At 74.2% G+C, this 15,477-nt stretch carries 16 protein-coding genes; 14 read left to right on the plus strand and 2 right to left on the minus strand.

Annotated features, from left to right (window positions below):
• Window positions 1-52: 52 nt before the first annotated feature.
• The 5 genes from E2C05_RS09240 (at window position 53) to E2C05_RS09260 (ending at window position 4,593) form a co-directional block, all read left to right on the plus strand.
• Window positions 53-1,405: an acetyl-CoA hydrolase/transferase family protein gene (locus tag E2C05_RS09240; protein ID WP_133219325.1), complete on the plus strand. Its 1,353-nt coding sequence runs from the start codon at window positions 53-55 to the stop codon at window positions 1,403-1,405.
• Between the two features lie 56 nt (window positions 1,406-1,461).
• Entirely contained in the window at window positions 1,462-2,073 is a 612-nt protein-coding gene (locus tag E2C05_RS09245; RefSeq protein WP_133219326.1) for a hypothetical protein, read from the plus strand.
• 66 nt (window positions 2,074-2,139) lie between these two features.
• Window positions 2,140-2,946: an enoyl-CoA hydratase/isomerase family protein gene (locus E2C05_RS09250; protein WP_133219327.1), complete on the plus strand. Its 807-nt coding sequence runs from the start codon at window positions 2,140-2,142 to the stop codon at window positions 2,944-2,946.
• An 83-nt stretch (window positions 2,947-3,029) separates the two neighbouring features.
• On the plus strand, window positions 3,030-4,136 hold the full coding sequence (locus tag E2C05_RS09255; RefSeq protein WP_133219328.1) for an NAD(P)/FAD-dependent oxidoreductase: 1,107 nt from the start codon (window positions 3,030-3,032) through the stop codon (window positions 4,134-4,136).
• A gap of 163 nt (window positions 4,137-4,299) precedes the next feature.
• Window positions 4,300-4,593 (plus strand): hypothetical protein, encoded by a 294-nt coding sequence (locus E2C05_RS09260; RefSeq protein ID WP_133219329.1) that lies wholly within the window; start codon window positions 4,300-4,302, stop codon window positions 4,591-4,593.
• Between the two features lie 452 nt (window positions 4,594-5,045).
• Here E2C05_RS09260 and E2C05_RS09265 read toward each other — a convergent pair whose 3' ends face one another.
• Window positions 5,046-5,873, minus strand: coding sequence for a substrate-binding domain-containing protein (locus E2C05_RS09265; protein WP_133219330.1), 828 nt, complete (start codon window positions 5,871-5,873; stop codon window positions 5,046-5,048).
• 86 nt (window positions 5,874-5,959) lie between these two features.
• Here E2C05_RS09265 and E2C05_RS09270 point away from each other — a divergent pair, with 86 nt between their 5' ends.
• Window positions 5,960-6,841 (plus strand): helix-turn-helix transcriptional regulator, encoded by an 882-nt coding sequence (locus E2C05_RS09270; protein ID WP_158292032.1) that lies wholly within the window; start codon window positions 5,960-5,962, stop codon window positions 6,839-6,841.
• A 127-nt stretch (window positions 6,842-6,968) separates the two neighbouring features.
• Here the strand turns inward: E2C05_RS09270 and E2C05_RS32900 are convergent, their stop codons facing one another.
• Entirely contained in the window at window positions 6,969-7,109 is a 141-nt protein-coding gene (locus E2C05_RS32900; protein ID WP_158292033.1) for a hypothetical protein, read from the minus strand.
• 306 nt (window positions 7,110-7,415) lie between these two features.
• Between E2C05_RS32900 and E2C05_RS09275 the strand changes: the two genes are divergently transcribed.
• The 8 genes from E2C05_RS09275 (at window position 7,416) to E2C05_RS09310 (ending at window position 15,413) form a co-directional block, all read left to right on the plus strand.
• On the plus strand, window positions 7,416-8,135 hold the full coding sequence (locus tag E2C05_RS09275) for a sugar transferase (RefSeq protein ID WP_133219332.1): 720 nt from the start codon (window positions 7,416-7,418) through the stop codon (window positions 8,133-8,135).
• 202 nt (window positions 8,136-8,337) lie between these two features.
• On the plus strand, window positions 8,338-9,852 hold the full coding sequence (locus E2C05_RS09280; RefSeq protein ID WP_133219333.1) for a flippase: 1,515 nt from the start codon (window positions 8,338-8,340) through the stop codon (window positions 9,850-9,852).
• Window positions 9,852-10,925 (plus strand): glycosyltransferase family 4 protein, encoded by a 1,074-nt coding sequence (locus tag E2C05_RS09285; RefSeq protein ID WP_133219334.1) that lies wholly within the window; start codon window positions 9,852-9,854, stop codon window positions 10,923-10,925. Before E2C05_RS09280 ends, E2C05_RS09285 begins: the two co-directional genes overlap by 1 nt.
• A complete protein-coding gene (locus tag E2C05_RS09290) occupies window positions 10,922-12,040 on the plus strand; it encodes a glycosyltransferase (RefSeq protein WP_133219335.1) in 1,119 nt (372 codons plus the stop codon). Before E2C05_RS09285 ends, E2C05_RS09290 begins: the two co-directional genes overlap by 4 nt.
• Window positions 12,037-12,915 (plus strand): glycosyltransferase family 2 protein, encoded by an 879-nt coding sequence (locus E2C05_RS09295; RefSeq protein WP_133219336.1) that lies wholly within the window; start codon window positions 12,037-12,039, stop codon window positions 12,913-12,915. The genes E2C05_RS09290 and E2C05_RS09295 overlap by 4 nt, the downstream gene beginning before the upstream one ends.
• Window positions 12,916-12,917: 2 nt before the next feature.
• Window positions 12,918-13,781 carry a glycosyltransferase family 2 protein gene (locus E2C05_RS09300; RefSeq protein WP_133219337.1) on the plus strand — a complete coding sequence of 288 codons (864 nt, stop codon included), beginning with the start codon at window positions 12,918-12,920 and terminating at the stop codon, window positions 13,779-13,781.
• Between the two features lie 149 nt (window positions 13,782-13,930).
• Window positions 13,931-14,728, plus strand: a complete 798-nt coding sequence (locus E2C05_RS09305; protein WP_133219338.1) for a YdcF family protein — start codon at window positions 13,931-13,933, stop codon at window positions 14,726-14,728.
• Between the two features lie 109 nt (window positions 14,729-14,837).
• On the plus strand, window positions 14,838-15,413 hold the full coding sequence (locus E2C05_RS09310; RefSeq protein WP_200306542.1) for a sigma-70 family RNA polymerase sigma factor: 576 nt from the start codon (window positions 14,838-14,840) through the stop codon (window positions 15,411-15,413).
• The last annotated feature ends 64 nt before the right edge of the window (window positions 15,414-15,477 follow it).

The following is a 15,477-nucleotide window of genomic DNA, read 5'->3' on the forward strand; positions in this document are numbered from 1 at the left end:
GGGACTATCCTGCCCGGGGGAGCATGCCGGCAGGGCCCGCAGGGGGAAGGCGATGCAGAAGCGACTCGCGGCGCGGCCCGCGCGGACCATCGGCGCGGCGGAGGCGGCCGGCCTCGTGCGGTCCGGCATGTGGCTCGAATATGGGGGCATCTTCAGCCAGCCGGACCTGTTCGATGCCGCCCTCGCCGCGCGCATCGGAGAGTTGCGGGATGTCGGCATCCGGTCCGCCCTGACGATGCGGCCACGCGCCTCGATCGAGGCGGACCCGGCCGGCGCGCATGTCCATCTCACCAGCCTGCATTTCGGCGGCTATGACCGGAAGCTCGGCGATGCCGGGCGCTGCCACTACATGCCGGTGAACCTGGGCGAGATCCCGGACTACTACCGCCGCTTCATCGACCCGGTCGACATCGTCGTCATCAAGGCCCGCCCGGCGGATGCGGACGGGATGATGAATTTCGGCCCGGCCAACCTCTACTACCGCGCCTTCATCGAGCGCGCGCGCTGCGTCGTGGTCGAGACCTCGGCGACCATCCCGCATGCGCATGGCGTCGACAACGGCGTGCATGTCAGCGAGGTGGACTACCTCATCGCCGGCGACGACGCGCCGGTGCCCACCCTGCCCAACCCGCCGCCGACCGAGGCGGACCAGGCGGTGGCGCGCCTGATCGCGGCCGAGATCGAGGACGGCGCCTGCCTGCAGATCGGCATCGGCGGCATGCCGAACGCGGTCTGCGCGCTGCTGGCGGATGCCAACGTCAAGGACCTCGGCATCCATACGGAGATGCTGCCGGACGGGCTGGCGGCGCTGTACCGGCGCGGGCTGATCAGCGGCGCGCGCAAGCGGCTGGATCCGGGCAAGGTGGTCTACACCTTCGCGGTCGGGTCGCAGGCGCTGTACGACACCATCGACGGCAACCCCGACCTGCTCTGCAACGCGCTCGACTACACCAACATGCCGCATGTCATCATGCAGAACCCGAAGGCGGTCGCCATCAACAGCACCACGCAGGTGGACCTGACCGGGCAGGCGGCGTCGGAGGCGGATGGGCCGCGGCACATCTCCGGCACCGGCGGGCAGGCGCAATTCGTCCGCGGCGCCTATGCCTCGGACGGTGGAAAGAGCTTCATCTGCCTGCCCTCCACCTACGACAAGCGGGGCCAGCGCCGCAGCCGCATCGTGCCGCAGCTCACCCCCGGGACCACGGTCACCACCACGCGGGCCGACATGATGTATGTCGTCACCGAATACGGGCTGGTGAACCTCAAGGGGAAGTCGGCGCCGGAGCGGGCGCGGCTGCTGATCGGGATCGCGCATCCCGAGTTCCGGGAGGAGCTGGAGCGGGCCGCGCATGGGATGGGGCTGCTGCCGCGCGGCATCGCGCCGGGCGGCCCGCCAAGCTGACAGGCCTCCGGAACGGGGCCAGGACGGCCGCGCCTGGCGCGGGGGGAGGAGCGGCGATGCGGTTCGGGGTCATGGCGGCGCTTTTGGCCGCGGGGGTGTGCGGCGCCGGCGCGGCCGGCGCGACCACCATCACCTACAGCATCGCGGGGCGGCTGACCGCGACCCTGGCGGCGCCGGCCGGCGGGACGGCGGCGCTGACCGACCTGCCCTTCGTCTGGCGGCTGCGCGGCGACACCGGGCAGGTCGCCACCGTGCAGGGGCCGCCGCCGGGGCCGGGCATCCCGGCGCTGGGCCAGTCCTTGCGCATCGGCGGGCTGGGCTATGCGGTGGATGCCACGCCGCCGCTGTTCTTCGCCTGGGTGACGGTGGACCCGCCCGGCCCGGCGCCGGCCTTCCATATCGGCGGCTTCTCCGACATGACGACCAGCCTGGGCCTCGCCTGGATCGCCGGCGGCGCCTCCCCGCTCATCGGCTATGGCGGCATCGGCGCGATCGGCCCGGTCCCGGTGCGGTTCGACAATGCCGGGCCGCTGGGCACCGACCGCGGCAGCCTGGCGATCACGGGCGCGAGCGGCCTGCTGTTCCGGGCGGTGCTGCCGGCCCCCGGCGGTCTGGCGGTGCTGCTGCCGGCGCTGCTCGGCCTCGGCATCCTCCGCCGGCGGGGCTGACCCGCCCGCCCCTTGCCGCCTCGCCCGGCCGCCGCCACAAGGCGGGCCGGTGAGGAGGAGACCGCCATGAGCGCCGCCGTGAAGACCCGGGACGAGGGCACGCTGCCCAGCCTCGCCATCGCCGGCAGCCGCGCCACCCTGCACCTGAACCGGCCGGCGGTGATGAACCGCGTGCAGCCCGAGGACATCGCCCGCATCCTCGCCCTGCTGGCCGAGGTGGAGGCGAACCCGGATGTGCGCGTGCTGGTCATCGCCAGCACCGGCAAGGCCTTCTCGGCCGGCGCGCATCTCGGCGACATGGCGCGGCAGGCGGAAGCGGGCGGGGTGAAGGACACCGGCGGCGCCGGGTTCGAGGACATGATCAACCGGATCGAGATGCTGCGCATCCCGACCATCGCCCGGCTGCATGGCGGCGTGTATGGCGGCAGCACGGACCTGGCGCTGGCCTGCGACTTCCGCGTCGGCGTGACGCCGGCGACCGTGATGTTCATGCCGGCCGCCCGCATCGGCGTGCACTATTACGAAAGCGGCCTCAGGCGCTATGTCTCCCGCCTCGGCTTCAACAACGCCAAGCGGCTGTTCATGCTGGCGGAGGAGCAGAGCAGCGAGGAGCTGCTGCGCATCGGCTACCTGACCGACCTGGTGGCGCCGGAGGCGCTGGACGCGCGCATAGACGCCATCGCGGCCCGCCTCGGCGAGCTGGCGCCGCTGGCGGTGCAGGGCGCCAAGCGGGCGATCAACGAGATCGGCCACCAGTCGCTGGACGTGGCGGCGCTGGAGGAGCGGATGCAGGCGGCCAAGGCCAGCGACGACCTGCGGGAAGGCCTGGCGGCCTTCAAGGAAAAGCGCAAGCCCGTGTTCCGCGGACGCTGAAGCGCGAGGTTTCCAAAGGCCCTTCGGCCTTTGGTTGGGGGAGGGTTCGGGAGGGGGCGAAGCCCTTTCCCGAGGAGGCCGGAATGGACGACGTGGACTGCGTAGTGGTCGGTGCGGGCGTGGTCGGCATCGCGGTCGCCCGCGCGCTCGCCCTGGCGGGGCGCGAGGTGATCGTGCTGGATGCCGCCGAGGGCATCGGGACCGAGACCTCCTCCCGCAACTCGGAGGTGATCCATGCCGGCATCTACTACCCCGCCGGCAGCCTGATGGCGCGCGCCTGCGTCGCCGGCAAGCACATGCTCTACGCCTATTGCCGGGAGCGCGGGATCCCGCACGCCAATTGCGGCAAGCTGATCGTGGCGACCGATGAGGCCGAGGCGGAGAAGCTGGACGGCATCAAGGCCCGCGCCGCGGCCAACGGCGTGCCGGACCTGCGCAAGCTGACGCGCGCCGAGGCCCTGGCGCTGGAGCCGGAGCTGCATTGCACGGCGGCGCTGCACTCGCCTTCCACCGGCATCCTGGACAGCCATGCCTTCATGCTGTCGCTGCAGGGCGATGCCGAGAATGCCGGCGCCACCTTCGTCTTCTTCGCCCCCGTCACCGGCGGCCGGGCAACCGAGGAGGGCGTGGTGATCGAGGTGGGCGGCGCCGAGCCGATGGCGCTGCGCTGCCGCACTTTGGTCAATGCCGCCGGGCTGCACGCGCCGAGGCTGGCGCGGGGGATCGAGGGCATGCCGAGCCAGCTCGTCCCCACCGCCTACTACGCCAAGGGCAATTACTTCACGCTGACCGGGCGCAACCCCTTCTCCCGCCTCATCTACCCCGTCCCGGTGCCAGGGGGCCTCGGGACGCACCTGACCATCGACCTCGGCGGCCAGGCACGGTTCGGGCCCGATGTGGAATGGGTGGAGACGCTGGACTACGAGGTGGACCCGCGCCGCGGGGATAGCTTCTACGCCGCGATCCGGCGCTACTGGCCGGGGCTGAAGGATGGGTCGCTGGCGCCGGGCTATTCCGGCATCCGGCCGAAGATCGTGCCGCCAGGCGCGCCGGGGCAGGACTTCACCATCCAGGGACCGCCGGTGCATGGCGTGCCGGGCCTGTTCCACCTGTTCGGGATCGAGAGCCCGGGCCTGACCGCCTCCCTCGCCCTGGCGGAGCTGGTCGCGCAGGACATCACGCTCGGCTGAGGGTTGGCTCGGCGGGTTGATGCAAAGCCTTCGTCAACCGCTGCAAATGCCTGAAAATCGGCCGTTCCTCCCTGACATTCGCCTCGCAGTTGTCATCGGACCGTGCGAGAACCGAAGGCGTGGCCGCGGCATTGAGCGGCGCCACCCGAGAAGGACTCGCCGCGTGCCCGACAGCCTCGACCTGCTGACCTACCTGGCCGGAGAACCCGGGCCGGGGGTGGCGAGCCCGCGGGTGGGAGACGCCGTGGAGCTGCGAGTGCTGAAGGGAGGGTTGGCGATCGAGGCCTTTTCCGCCGCCGGGGAGCGGCTGGGCCGGCTGCCGCCCGCAGAGCGGGACGCGCTGGCCGGCCTGATCGCCGGCGCCGGCACCAGCCTGCCGGGGCGGGTCACCGCCGTGCTGCCGCGGCCGCGCGGGCTCGGTGGCGGGCGCGTGCATATCAGCGTCGCGGCCGGCTAGAGCGGCTTCCGTTCGCCGTGCCTCACGGCAACCGCTCCAGTCTTTTGATTCTACGAGCATCTTCACCCGATCAGGCGATTTCACCTGGCCGGGATCCGCTCTAGGGACGGGTAGCGCCGGCGGCGGAGCGCGGCGTCGCCCGCGGCGACCGGATGTCGGGCACGCATTGCCTCCCCCCCCACACCGACGATCGACGCCGTCCCAGGCCCCGCCCATCGATGCCCAGCGCCGACAGGGTCCGGGCCTCGCTTCCGCCGGCCACCCGCGTCAGCCGCCGGGACGGGCACGGCGTCGGCCCGGCGATCGGCCGGCCCCACGGCAGGGTCTCGGCCCCCTGCCGCGGGCAACCCCCATGCCGGCCCGAGCGGCGAACCGGCCCGCTCGACCGGTTCCCGGGTCGCCCCAGGCAACGCGGGACCAGCGCCGGGGCGCTAGATCAAGAAGTGGGGCGTTCAGGCCCCCGGACGACCGGCATTGGGGAAGAACAGCTGCTCCCCTTCGATGCGGTAGGCGGCGATGGCCGCCTGGCCGGCAGGGCCCGCCAGCCAGGCGACGAAGCGCTCCGCCTCGGCCGCCTTCACATGCGGGTGCCGCGCCGGGCTGACGACCATGACGCCATACTGGTTGAACAGGCGCTGGTCGCCCTCGACCAGGATCCGCAGCGATTGCCGGTTGCGGAAGGCGAGCCAGGTGCCCCGGTCCGCCAGCAGATAGGCGTCCTGCGCCGCCGCCGTGTTCAGGGCGGGCCCCATGCCCTGCCCGACCTCCCGGTACCAGGCGCCGCGGCCGGCCGCCGGGTCCAGGCCCGCCTGCCGCCACAGCCGCAACTCGGCCGCATGGGTGCCGCTGCGGTCGCCGCGGGAGACGAAGGGCGCCTTCGCCGCGGCGATCCGGCGCAACGCCTCGGCCGTGTCCGTCAGGCCGGCGATGCCCGCCGGGTCGCCGGCCGGGCCGATGACGACGAAGTCGTTGTACATGATCGGCCGGCGCGGCCCGCCCCAGCCCTCCGCCACCCAGGCTTCCTCGGCGGCGCGGTCATGCACCAGCACCACATCGGCATCGCCGCGGCGGCCGACATCCAGCGCCTGCCCGGTCCCCAGCGCCACCACCCGCACGCCGATGCCGGTCGCCCGGGTGAAGGCCGGCAGCAGATGCGCGAACAGCCCGGACTGCTCCGTGCTGGTGGTGGAGGCGAGGGTGATGAAGCGGTCCTGCGCCGCCGCCGGCAGGGCGGGCAGCAGCAGCAGGGCGGCGATCAGGGCCCGGCGGAAGCGTCGCATGCGGCGCCAGATGCCGGCGCCGCCGCGCCGGGGCAATGCGGCCAAGGCTTGACGATGCCGCGGTTCCTGCCGGAGTTTGCCACCCGATGCCGGATGTCCTCACCCTGCGGGAGGCCGCGTCCTGGCTGCGGCTCTCGGAACGCTCGCTTTACGACCTGGCGCGGCAGCGCCGCGTCCCGGCGGCGCAGGTCGGCGGCAAGTGGCTCTTCCCGCGCGCGATGCTGGCCGGCTGGCTGGCGACGCAGGCGGCAACGCCCGGCCAGGGCCCGCGCGCGGCGCCGCCTGCCATCCTGGCCGGCAGCCACGACCCGCTGCTGGACTGGGCGGTCCGGCAATCGGGCTGCGGGCTGGCGCTGCTGGGTGGCGGCAGCCTGGAGGGGCTGGAGGCGCTGGCCCGGGGCGAGGCGATGGTCGCCGCCATGCACCTGATCGACCCCGACACCGGCGCCTTCAACGAACCCGCGGCGCGCGCCGGGCTGGCGGGCGGCGGCGCGGTGGGCATCGCCTGGGCGGTCAGGGACCAGGGGCTGATCCTGCCGCCCGGGAATCCGCTGGGCCTCGGCGCGATTGCCGACCTGGCGCGGCCCGGCCTCGCCGTCATCGGGCGGCAGCCGCGGGCCGGCAGCCACGCGCTGCTGCTGCATCTGCTGTCGGAGGCGGGGTTGCGGCTGGACCAGGTCGGCTTCCTGGCGGCACCGGCGATGGCCGAGGACGAGGTGGCGGCGGCGGTGGCGGAGGGCCGGGCGAGCGCCGGCTTCGGCATCCGGGCGGAGGCGGCCGCGCGCGGCCTGGCCTTCGTGCCGCTGCTGCGGGAGCGCTTCGACCTGGTGATGGACCGGCGCGACTACTTCGAGCCGCCGGTGCAGGCGCTGCTGGCCTTCGCCCGCGGCCCGGCCTTCGCCGCCCGGGCCGCGCGCATGGGCGGCTACGACATCACGGCGACCGGCGGCATCGCCTTCACCCTGTAGCCGGCGCGGACCGCGGCAGCGGCTGATCGGCCGGGGGCAGCCCGCCGTCCGGCGGGCAGGGATCGGCACCGGCTTGCGTGGTCGGGCGCAGGCGCGGGGCGGCGCCGGCCGGGGCTGGCCGCCGGGCCTACCACAGGGTCCGGACGGCGATGGCGATGCCGATCCAGAGCGCGGAGGACAGCAGGACGGCCAGCAGGATGCCGCGCGCCGGCCCCAACGTCGTTCCCGCCGCCTCCGTCTCCTCCGCGTCCCGGGATGTCCCAGGCATGCTGGCCCTCCGACTCGATGCCGCCGGCCCGGCTTCCGCTTCCTCCTTACGCCCGGCCCGCGCCGACATTCCAGGGCCGAGAAGAAAATAGTCCGGCGCAGATGGCGATGGCTGCCGTCGCGGTCGTCACCCCTGCGGTTTGTGCGGTGCCACAATCCGGCCGCAACCGCGTCTCATTCCGGCGCGGCCGATGCGGCAAAAGGACGCTGTCCGGAAGCGTCAGCGCCGCCCAGCGGCCCGCCCGGGCACAGGTTCATCCCGGGCGCGCCCTGCCGGCCGCCGGGTTCGAGGAAGGGTCGGGCCGCCATGCTTGGCGTCGAGGTCTACCGTTCGATGGCATCCGAGGTCGCCGTCCCCGCCATGGGCGGGACGGTCCCGGCCCCGCCGCTGCGTGCCCGGGTCGGCCAGGCCGGGCTGCAGCGCGCCCTGAAGCGGGGGCTCGACCTCGCCGGCGCCGCGACCCTGCTGCTGTTCTGCGCGCCGCTCTTCGGCATCCTCGCCCTGCTGGTCCGGGCCGATGGCGGGCCGGTCTTCTATGGGCATGAACGGGTCGGCCTGGGCGGCCGGCGCTTCGGCTGCCTGAAGTTCCGCTCGATGGTCACCGATTCGCAGGCCCGCCTGGCAGCGCTGCTGGCGGCCGACCCGGACGCGCGGGCGGAATGGGAGGCGACCCGGAAGCTGAAGGACGACCCGCGGGTCACCCGCATCGGCCGCTTCCTCCGCGCCACCAGCCTGGATGAGCTGCCGCAGCTGCTGAACGTCCTGCGCGGGGAGATGAGCCTGGTCGGGCCGCGCCCGGTGGTCGCCGCCGAGCTGGCGGAGCATTACGGCATGGCCGCCGAGCACTATCTCTCGGTCCGGCCCGGCATCACCGGGCTCTGGCAGGTGAGCGGCCGCAGCGACACCACCTATGCCACCCGGGTGGCGCTGGATGTCGATTATGCGACGCGGCTGTCGGTCTGGACCGACCTGCGCATCCTGTTGAAGACGCCGCTGGTCGTCCTCGCCCGCCGCGGCGCCTACTGAGCCGCGCCGCGGCGGCACCGGCCGCCGCGGCGCCCCTGCCTCGCCTCCCGGCTCATCCGCGGGCCACCACTCCGCGCGTGCGTCGCCGCCCGGAAGCCCCTAAAGCGGCGGGGCGCCGTGCCGGCCTCCCGGCACCGCGCCTCGTCCCATCGTGGCCCCGACCTGCGGGGCCTGCCGGCGCCCCGCCGGACCGAAGGCCCGCATGGATCAGCCCGAGAACCGCACCCGCGCCCGCACCATGGTCGCCGGGTTCGCCTGGAATGCGCTGGGGCGCGGCCTGCCCCTGCTGCTGGCCCTGGCGCTGACGCCCCTGCTGATCCAGCAACTGGGCGTGGAGCGCTGGGGGCTGTTCACCCTGGCGCTGGCGCTCGTGGGCGTCTTCGGCGTCTTCGACTTCGGCGTGGGCCAGGCGCTGACCCGCGCCGTCTCGGAACGCATCGGCACCGGCCGGGCCGGGGAAGCGGCGGGGCTGGTCGGCGCGGCGCTGGTGGCGCTGGCCGGCTTCAGCCTGGTGCTGGCCGGGCTGCTCTGGCTGGTCGTCCCAATGCTGGTGGAGCGCGTGCTGAACGTGCCCCCGGCGCTGCAGCCGCAGGCGGTGGCGGGCATGCGCGTGCTGGCCGCGGCGGCGCCGCTGGTGGTGCTGAACGCCGCGCTCTGGGGGGTGCTGGCCGCCTATCAGCGCTTCCGCGATGCCAACCTCGTCACCATTCCGGTGAACATCTTCTACTACCTGGGCCCGGTGCTGGTGCTGCTGGTCTGGGACGACCTGATGGCGGTGATGCTGACCCTGGTCGCGGTCCGCCTCGCCAACACCGTCTCCTACCTGCTGCTGCTCCGCCGCCTGGTGCGGGAGGTGTTGGGGACGCGGCTGCGGCTGGCTCTGGTGCTGCCGCTGCTGCGACTCGGCGGCTGGATGACCTTCTCGGGCGTGCTGACCCAGGCCCTGCTCTATGCCGACCGCTTCCTGATCGGGGCGCTGCTGACCCTGGCGGCGGTGGCCTACTACGCCACGCCGCTCGACCTCGTCCTGCGGGTCTGGATGCTGCCGGTCGCGGTGGCGCAGACCCTGCTGCCGGCCTTCGCCTCCGCCTATGCCGCGCAGCCGGGGGAGACGGCGGCGCTGCTGCGGCGCGGCGGGCTGATGGTGCTGGGGCTGGTGCTGCCGGTCGGCCTTCTGCTGGCGGCCGGCGGGCAGGAGATCCTCGCGCTCTGGCTCGGGCCGGATTTCGCCGCTGGCGGCGGCATGGTGTTGCGCATCCTCGGCGTCGGGATCGTCTTCTCCTGCGTCGCCTTCGTGCCGAATGCGCTGCTGGACGCGATCGGCCGGCCGGACGCGACGGCGCGCTTCTCCCTGGCGCAGGCGGTGCTCTACCTGCCGCTCGCCACGCTCATGCTGCTGGCCTTCGGGATCGAAGGGGCGGCGGTGGCCTGGACCTTGCGCTGCCTGGTCGACTGCATCGGCAAGCTGTGGCTGGCCGCCCGGCTCTATCCGGCGGCGGGCGAGGCGGTGCGGCGGCTGCGACCGGTGCTGGCCGCGGCGGCGGGCGGGCTGGCGCTGATGCCGCTGGTCGCCGGCCATGCGGCGATGGCGGCGCTGGGCCTCGCCGTCATGGCGGTCTTCGTCGTGCTGGCCTTCCGCGCCCTGGACCGGGAGGAGCGGGCCGGGCTGCGCGGCGCGCTGCGGCATCCGCGGCTGCTGCTGCGGGCGGGGTCGTGATGCCCATCGCCGTCAATGGCCGCTTCCTGGCGCAGCGGGTCACCGGGGTGCAGCGCTTCGCCGGCGAGGTCGCACGGCAATTCGACGCCATGGCGGCGGAAGGCCTGCTGCCCGGCGCGCGGCTGCTCCGGCCGCCGGGCGGGCCGCCATCCCCCTTCCCGCATCTGCGGGAGGAGGTCTTCGGCCGCCTGCCGGGCCAGGGCTGGGAGCAGGCGGAATTGCCGCGCCGGCTCGGCGGCGATGTCCTGGTCAGCCTGGGCAATACCGCGCCGCTGCTGGCCGGGCGGCGGCAGGCGGTGGTGATCCACGACGCCGGCGCCTTCGACACGCCGGAGAGCTATTCCCTCGCCTTCCGGTCCTGGTACCGGGCGCTGCACCTGGCGCTGCCGCGGGCCGGGGCGCGGCTCGTCACCGTCTCGGAATTCTCCCGCGGCCGCATCGCCCATCACCTGCGCCTCCCGGAGGAGCGGATCGGCGTCATGCCGGAGGGGGCGGAGCACATCCTGCGCGCCCCGGCCGATGCGGCGGTGCTGGCCCGGCACGGCCTGGCGCCGGGCGGCTATGCCCTGGTGGTGGGCAACCCGGCGGCGCACAAGAACCTGGCGGCGCTGGCCGATTGCGCCGGCCTGCTGCAGGCGCGCGGGCTGGTCATGGCGGTGGTCGGCGCCGCCGATCCCAACGTCTTCCGCGCCGGGGGCGCGGCGTCCGGTCCCGGGGTCGCGGCGCTCGGCCGGGTCAGCGATGCCGAGCTGCGGGCGCTGTACGAAGCCGCCCGCTGCCTGCTCTTCCCTTCCCGCTACGAGGGCTTCGGCCTGCCGCCGCTGGAGGCGATGGCCTGCGGCTGCCCGGTCATCGCCGCCCGCGCCGGCGCGGTGCCGGAAGTCTGCCATGACGCCGCCATCTGGTTCGGTCAGGAGAATGGCCAGGACCTGCCGGCCATGCTGGTCCGGCTGCTCGAGGAGGAAGGACTGAGCGACACCCTGCGCGCCCGCGGCCTGGCCCGCGCCGCCCGCTTCACCTGGCGCGGCGCCGCCGAGCGCCTGCTCGCCCTGCTGCCGGAGGCGGCGCGGTGAAGGTCGCCATCGTCCATGAGTGGCTCGACAGCTATGCCGGGTCCGAACGGGTGGTGGAGCAGCTGCTGCACCTGTGGCCCGATGCCGACCTGTTCACGGTCGTCGACTTCCTGCCGGAGCGGGAGCGCGGCTTCCTCGGCGGCCGGGTGCCGCGCACCAGCTTCATCCAGCGCCTGCCCTTCGCCCGGAAGCATTTCCGCAAATTCCTCGGGCTGATGCCGCTGGCGGTCGAGCAGTTCGACCTCGCGGGCTACGACCTGGTGCTGTCCTCCAACCATGCGGTGGCCAAGGGCGTCATCACCGGGCCGGGGCAGCTGCATGTCAGCTACGTGCATTCGCCCATGCGCTATGCCTGGGACCTGCAGCACCAGTACCTGAAGCAGGCGGGGCTCGAGCGCGGCCTGCTGGGCGCCTATACCCGCTGGCAGCTGCACCGGCTGCGGCACTGGGACCGCAGCTCGGCGGTCGGGGTGGACTCGATCGTCGCCAACAGCGGCTACATCGCCGAGCGCATCCGCAAGGCCTGGGGGCGGGACGCCGCCGTCATCCACCCGCCGGTGGACCTCGACCGCTTCACCTTCGGCGAGGCGCGGGAGGATTTCTACCTGATCGCCGCCCGCATGGTCCCCTACAAGCGGGTCGACCTGGTTGCCGAGGCCTTCCGCGCCATGCCGGAGAAGCGGCTGGTGGTGTGCGGCGACGGGCCGAGCCTGCCGCAGGTGCGCGCCGCGGCGCAGGGGGCGCCGAACATCGCCTTCCTCGGCCATGTCAGCCAGGCGGAGCTGGTCCGGCTGGTCCGCACCGCCCGCGCCTTCGTCTATGCCGCCGAGGAGGATTTCGGCATCGGCATGGTGGAGGCGCAGGCCTGCGGCACGCCGCTGATCGCCTATGGCCGCGGCGGCGCCCGCGACATCCTCCGGCCCGAGACCGGCGTGCTGTTCCCCGAACAGACCGCCCAGTCCTTGCAGGAGGCGGTGCGGCGCTTCCAGGCGCTGTCGCTGGCCATCCGGCCGGAAGCCTGCCGGGAGAATGCGCTGCGCTTCTCGGTCCCCGCCTTCCGGACGCGGTTCCGCGACCATGTGGAGGCGTTGCTGCGGGAGCGCGTGCCGGCATGAGGGTCAGCCTGGTCGTCGCCACCCGCGGCCGCGACCGCGAACTTGGAGACCTGTTCGAGAGCCTCGCGGCGCAGGGCGACCCGGCGCCGGAGGTGATCGTGGTGGACCAGAACGGCGACGACCGGCTGGCGCCCGTCATCGAAGCCTGGCGCGACCGGCTGCCGGTCGCCTGGCAACGGACCGGCCGCGCCCACGCCAACCATGCGCGCAACCTCGGGCTCGCCCTGGCCCAGGGCGACCTGGTCGGCTTCCCGGACGATGACTGCACCTTCCCGCCCGGGTTGCTGGCCCGCGTGACCGCCGCCTTCGCCGCCGACCCGGCGCTGGCCATCCTGACCGGGCCGGCGGCCTCGCCCGAGGGCGGCCTCGGCTCCGGCCGCTGGCGCGCGGAAGCCGGGCCGATCGACTCGCAAAACGTCTGGACCAGCGTGATCGAGTTCAACCTCTTCCTGCGGCGCGGCGTGGCGCTGGCGATGGGCGGCTTCGACGAGCGGCTCGGCCCCGGCACCCCGCTCGGCTCGACCGAGGGCAACGACCTGGTGCTGCGCGCCCTGCGCGCCGGGCATGTCGCGCGCTACGACCCGGACCAGCGGGTGGTGCATCCGGACAAGCGGCTGACGCCGGTCGCGGTGGAACGCGCCGCCCTCTACGCCCGCGGGATGGGCTTCGTGCTGCGGCGCCATGGCGTGCCGGCGCGGGTCTGGCTGCCCTTCATGGTGCGGCCGCTGGGCGGCATCGGGCTCAGCCTGGTGCGCGGCAACCTGCTCGGCGCGCGCTACTACGCGGAAACCGTGCGGGGGCGCCTTGCCGGCTTCCTGATGCCGGATGCCGCGGCGGGCCTGCCGCTGCCGGCGCTGGCCGGGGCGGCCGCCTGACCATGCGGCTCGCGATCGGCATCGCCACCCGCGGCCGCGCCGCCATCCTGGCGGAGACGCTGGCGGAACTGGACCGGCAGACGCGCCGGCCGGACCGGATCATCGTCTGCCATGTCACTGCGGAGGATGTGGGCGCGCGCCGGCCGGGCGTCGAATACCTGACCGCCCCGGCGGGCCTGCCGCGGCAGCGCAATGCCATCCTCGATGCCGCGGGCGATTGCGACCTGCTGCTGTTCCTCGACGATGATTTCCTGCCCGCGCCCGCCTATTGCGCGGCGACCGAGGCGGTCTTCGCGGCACGGCCCGACTGCGTGGTGACCACGGGGACGGTCCTGGCCGACGGCGCCAACGCCCCCGGCTACTCGCCGGCGGAGGGACGCGCCATCCTGGCGCGGGATGCCTGGGCGGGCGATGCGCTGGCCTGCCAGCCGCATTTCAACGGCTATGGCTGCAACATGGCGGTGCGCATGGCGACCGTCCGGGCGCAGGGCGTGCGGGTGGATGAGGCCCTGCCGCTCTATGCCTGGTACGAGGATATCGACTTCACCCGCGCGCTGGGGCGGCATGGCGCCATCCTGCGGCTGGAGGGGGCGCGGGGCGTGCATCTCGGCACCAAGCTGGGGCGGACGCCGGGGCGGCGGCTCGGCTACAGCCAGGTGGCGAACAGCGTCTACCTGGCGCGCAAGGGCACCTATCCCTGGTCACATGCCCTGCCGAGCCTGCTGCGGCACACGCTGAAGAACGCCGTGCTGTCGCCCTGGCCGGAGCCCTGGGCGGACCGGTCAGGCCGGTTCCGCGGCAACCTGCTGGCGCTGGCGGACTGGGCGCGCGGCCGGGTGGCGCCGGGACGGGTGCTGGAGCTGTAAGGCACCGCGCCGAGCGGCGGGCGCGGGATGCGCGCCCGACCGCGTCGAGCGGCCGCAAGCCCAACCCATGCGCCCGGCCGCCGGCGACACTCGCCTTCGACGGTGTCGGGGGCGCCCCGGGCGCCTTCGTGCAGGAACGGACGACAAGCGTGCAGGACATCCTCTTCGTTGCCTCCAAGCTGCTCTGGTGGGTGCTGCGGCCCGGCACGCTCGCCATCCTGCTCGGCCTCATCGGCCTCCTCGCGCTCTGGCTGGGGCGGCGCTGGGGGCGCTGGCCGGCGCTGGCCGGTCTCGGCTTCCTCGCCGCCGTCGCCGTGCTGCCGCTGAACGAATGGGTGCAGCTGCCGCTGGAGGACCGCTTCCCCCGCCCGGCCACGGAGCCCGCCCATGTGGACGGAATCGTCGTCCTCGGCGGCGCGGTGGAGCAGCGGCTGACCGAGGCGCGCGGCCTGCCGGCCCTGAACGGCGCCGCCGAGCGGATGACCGAGGCCGTGGCGCTCGCCCGCCGGCATCCGGAGGCGCGGCTGGTCTTCACCGGCGGCTCGGCCAGCCTCGCCCCGGGCGCCCTCGCGGAAGCCGATGTGGCGCGGCAGCTCTGGCTCGACCTCGGCATCCCCGCCGGGCGGATGACCTTCGAGCGGGAGTCCCGCAACACCCACGAGAACGCGGTGAACACCCTGCGCCTGGTCCGGCAGGCGCCCGGCGAGACCTGGCTGCTCGTCACCTCGGCCAGCCACATGCCGCGCAGCATGGGGGTCTTCCGCAAGGCGGGCTGGCGCATCCTCGCCTGGCCGGTGAATTACCGCACCGGGGACCGGCAGTCGCCCTGGCTGGAGACCTCCTTCCCCGTGCGCCTGCAGGAGTTCGAATGGGGAAGCCGGGAATGGGTGGGGCTGGCCGCCTATTGGCTGATGGGCCGGACCGACGCGCTGTTTCCCGCGCCGTGAGGCGGCGGGCGGCGTGGGGCGGGCGGGTTCCGCACGTATCACGCGAGAACCGCCAATGCCCGTCACGCTCGCCATTGCCCGTATCGTCCCGCGACGCCAGCTGCCGGCCATGGCCGCGCCGCGTCCTGCCGGCCTGATGCCGCGCGAGGATGCCAGCGATGCCGACCTGATGCGCCTCGCCGCCGCCGGCGACCGCGCCGCCTTCGGCGTGCTGGTGGACCGGCATGGCGAGCGCGCCCTGCGCCTGGCCCTGCGCGTCCTGGGCGATGCCGCCGAGGCGGAGGAAGTGGCGCAGGACGCCCTGCTGCGCGCCTGGCGCGCCGCCCCCCGCTTCGACCCCGACCGCGCCCGCTTCACCACCTGGCTGCACCGGATCGTGCTGAACCTGGCGATCGACCGGGCCCGCCAGCGGGACCGCGCCCCGCTGGCCGGGGAGGCGGCGCTGGCCGCCCTGGCCGATCCCGCCGCCGGGCCGGAAGCCGCCGCGCTGGCCGCCGAGGAACGCGCAGCCCTCGCCGCGGCCCTGGCGCAATTGCCGGCCCGGCAACGCGCCGCCATCGCCCTGGCCTATGAGGACGGGCTGAGCGGCGCCGAGGCCGCGGCCGCCCTCGATGTCTCGGAGCGCGCGCTGGAAGGACTGCTGCGCCGCGCCCGCCTGATGCTGCGGAGGATCCTGTCGCCATGACACCCGCCCGCCTGGACCGCCTGCTGGATACCCATGGCCCCGACCCGGCACGCTGGCCGCCGGC

The organism is Paracraurococcus ruber (assembly GCF_004353985.1).
Classification (GTDB): Bacteria; Pseudomonadota; Alphaproteobacteria; order Acetobacterales; family Acetobacteraceae; genus Paracraurococcus; species Paracraurococcus ruber.

Bases quoted from the DNA above. Each gene is read 5' to 3' on its own strand.
- E2C05_RS09240 (WP_133219325.1), top strand. From the start codon at position 53: ATGCAGAAGCGACTCGCGGCGCGGCCCGCGCGGACCATCGGCGCGGCG.
- E2C05_RS09245 (WP_133219326.1), top strand. From the start codon at position 1,462: ATGCGGTTCGGGGTCATGGCGGCGCTTTTGGCCGCGGGGGTGTGCGGC.
- E2C05_RS09250 (WP_133219327.1), top strand. From the start codon at position 2,140: ATGAGCGCCGCCGTGAAGACCCGGGACGAGGGCACGCTGCCCAGCCTC.
- E2C05_RS09255 (WP_133219328.1), top strand. From the start codon at position 3,030: ATGGACGACGTGGACTGCGTAGTGGTCGGTGCGGGCGTGGTCGGCATC.
- E2C05_RS09265 (WP_133219330.1), bottom strand. From the start codon at position 5,873: ATGCGACGCTTCCGCCGGGCCCTGATCGCCGCCCTGCTGCTGCTGCCC.
- E2C05_RS09270 (WP_158292032.1), top strand. From the start codon at position 5,960: ATGCCGGATGTCCTCACCCTGCGGGAGGCCGCGTCCTGGCTGCGGCTC.
- E2C05_RS32900 (WP_158292033.1), bottom strand. From the start codon at position 7,109: ATGCCTGGGACATCCCGGGACGCGGAGGAGACGGAGGCGGCGGGAACG.
- E2C05_RS09275 (WP_133219332.1), top strand. From the start codon at position 7,416: ATGCTTGGCGTCGAGGTCTACCGTTCGATGGCATCCGAGGTCGCCGTC.
- E2C05_RS09280 (WP_133219333.1), top strand. From the start codon at position 8,338: ATGGATCAGCCCGAGAACCGCACCCGCGCCCGCACCATGGTCGCCGGG.
- E2C05_RS09285 (WP_133219334.1), top strand. From the start codon at position 9,852: ATGCCCATCGCCGTCAATGGCCGCTTCCTGGCGCAGCGGGTCACCGGG.
- E2C05_RS09295 (WP_133219336.1), top strand. From the start codon at position 12,037: ATGAGGGTCAGCCTGGTCGTCGCCACCCGCGGCCGCGACCGCGAACTT.
- E2C05_RS09300 (WP_133219337.1), top strand. From the start codon at position 12,918: ATGCGGCTCGCGATCGGCATCGCCACCCGCGGCCGCGCCGCCATCCTG.
- E2C05_RS09310 (WP_200306542.1), top strand. From the start codon at position 14,838: ATGGCCGCGCCGCGTCCTGCCGGCCTGATGCCGCGCGAGGATGCCAGC.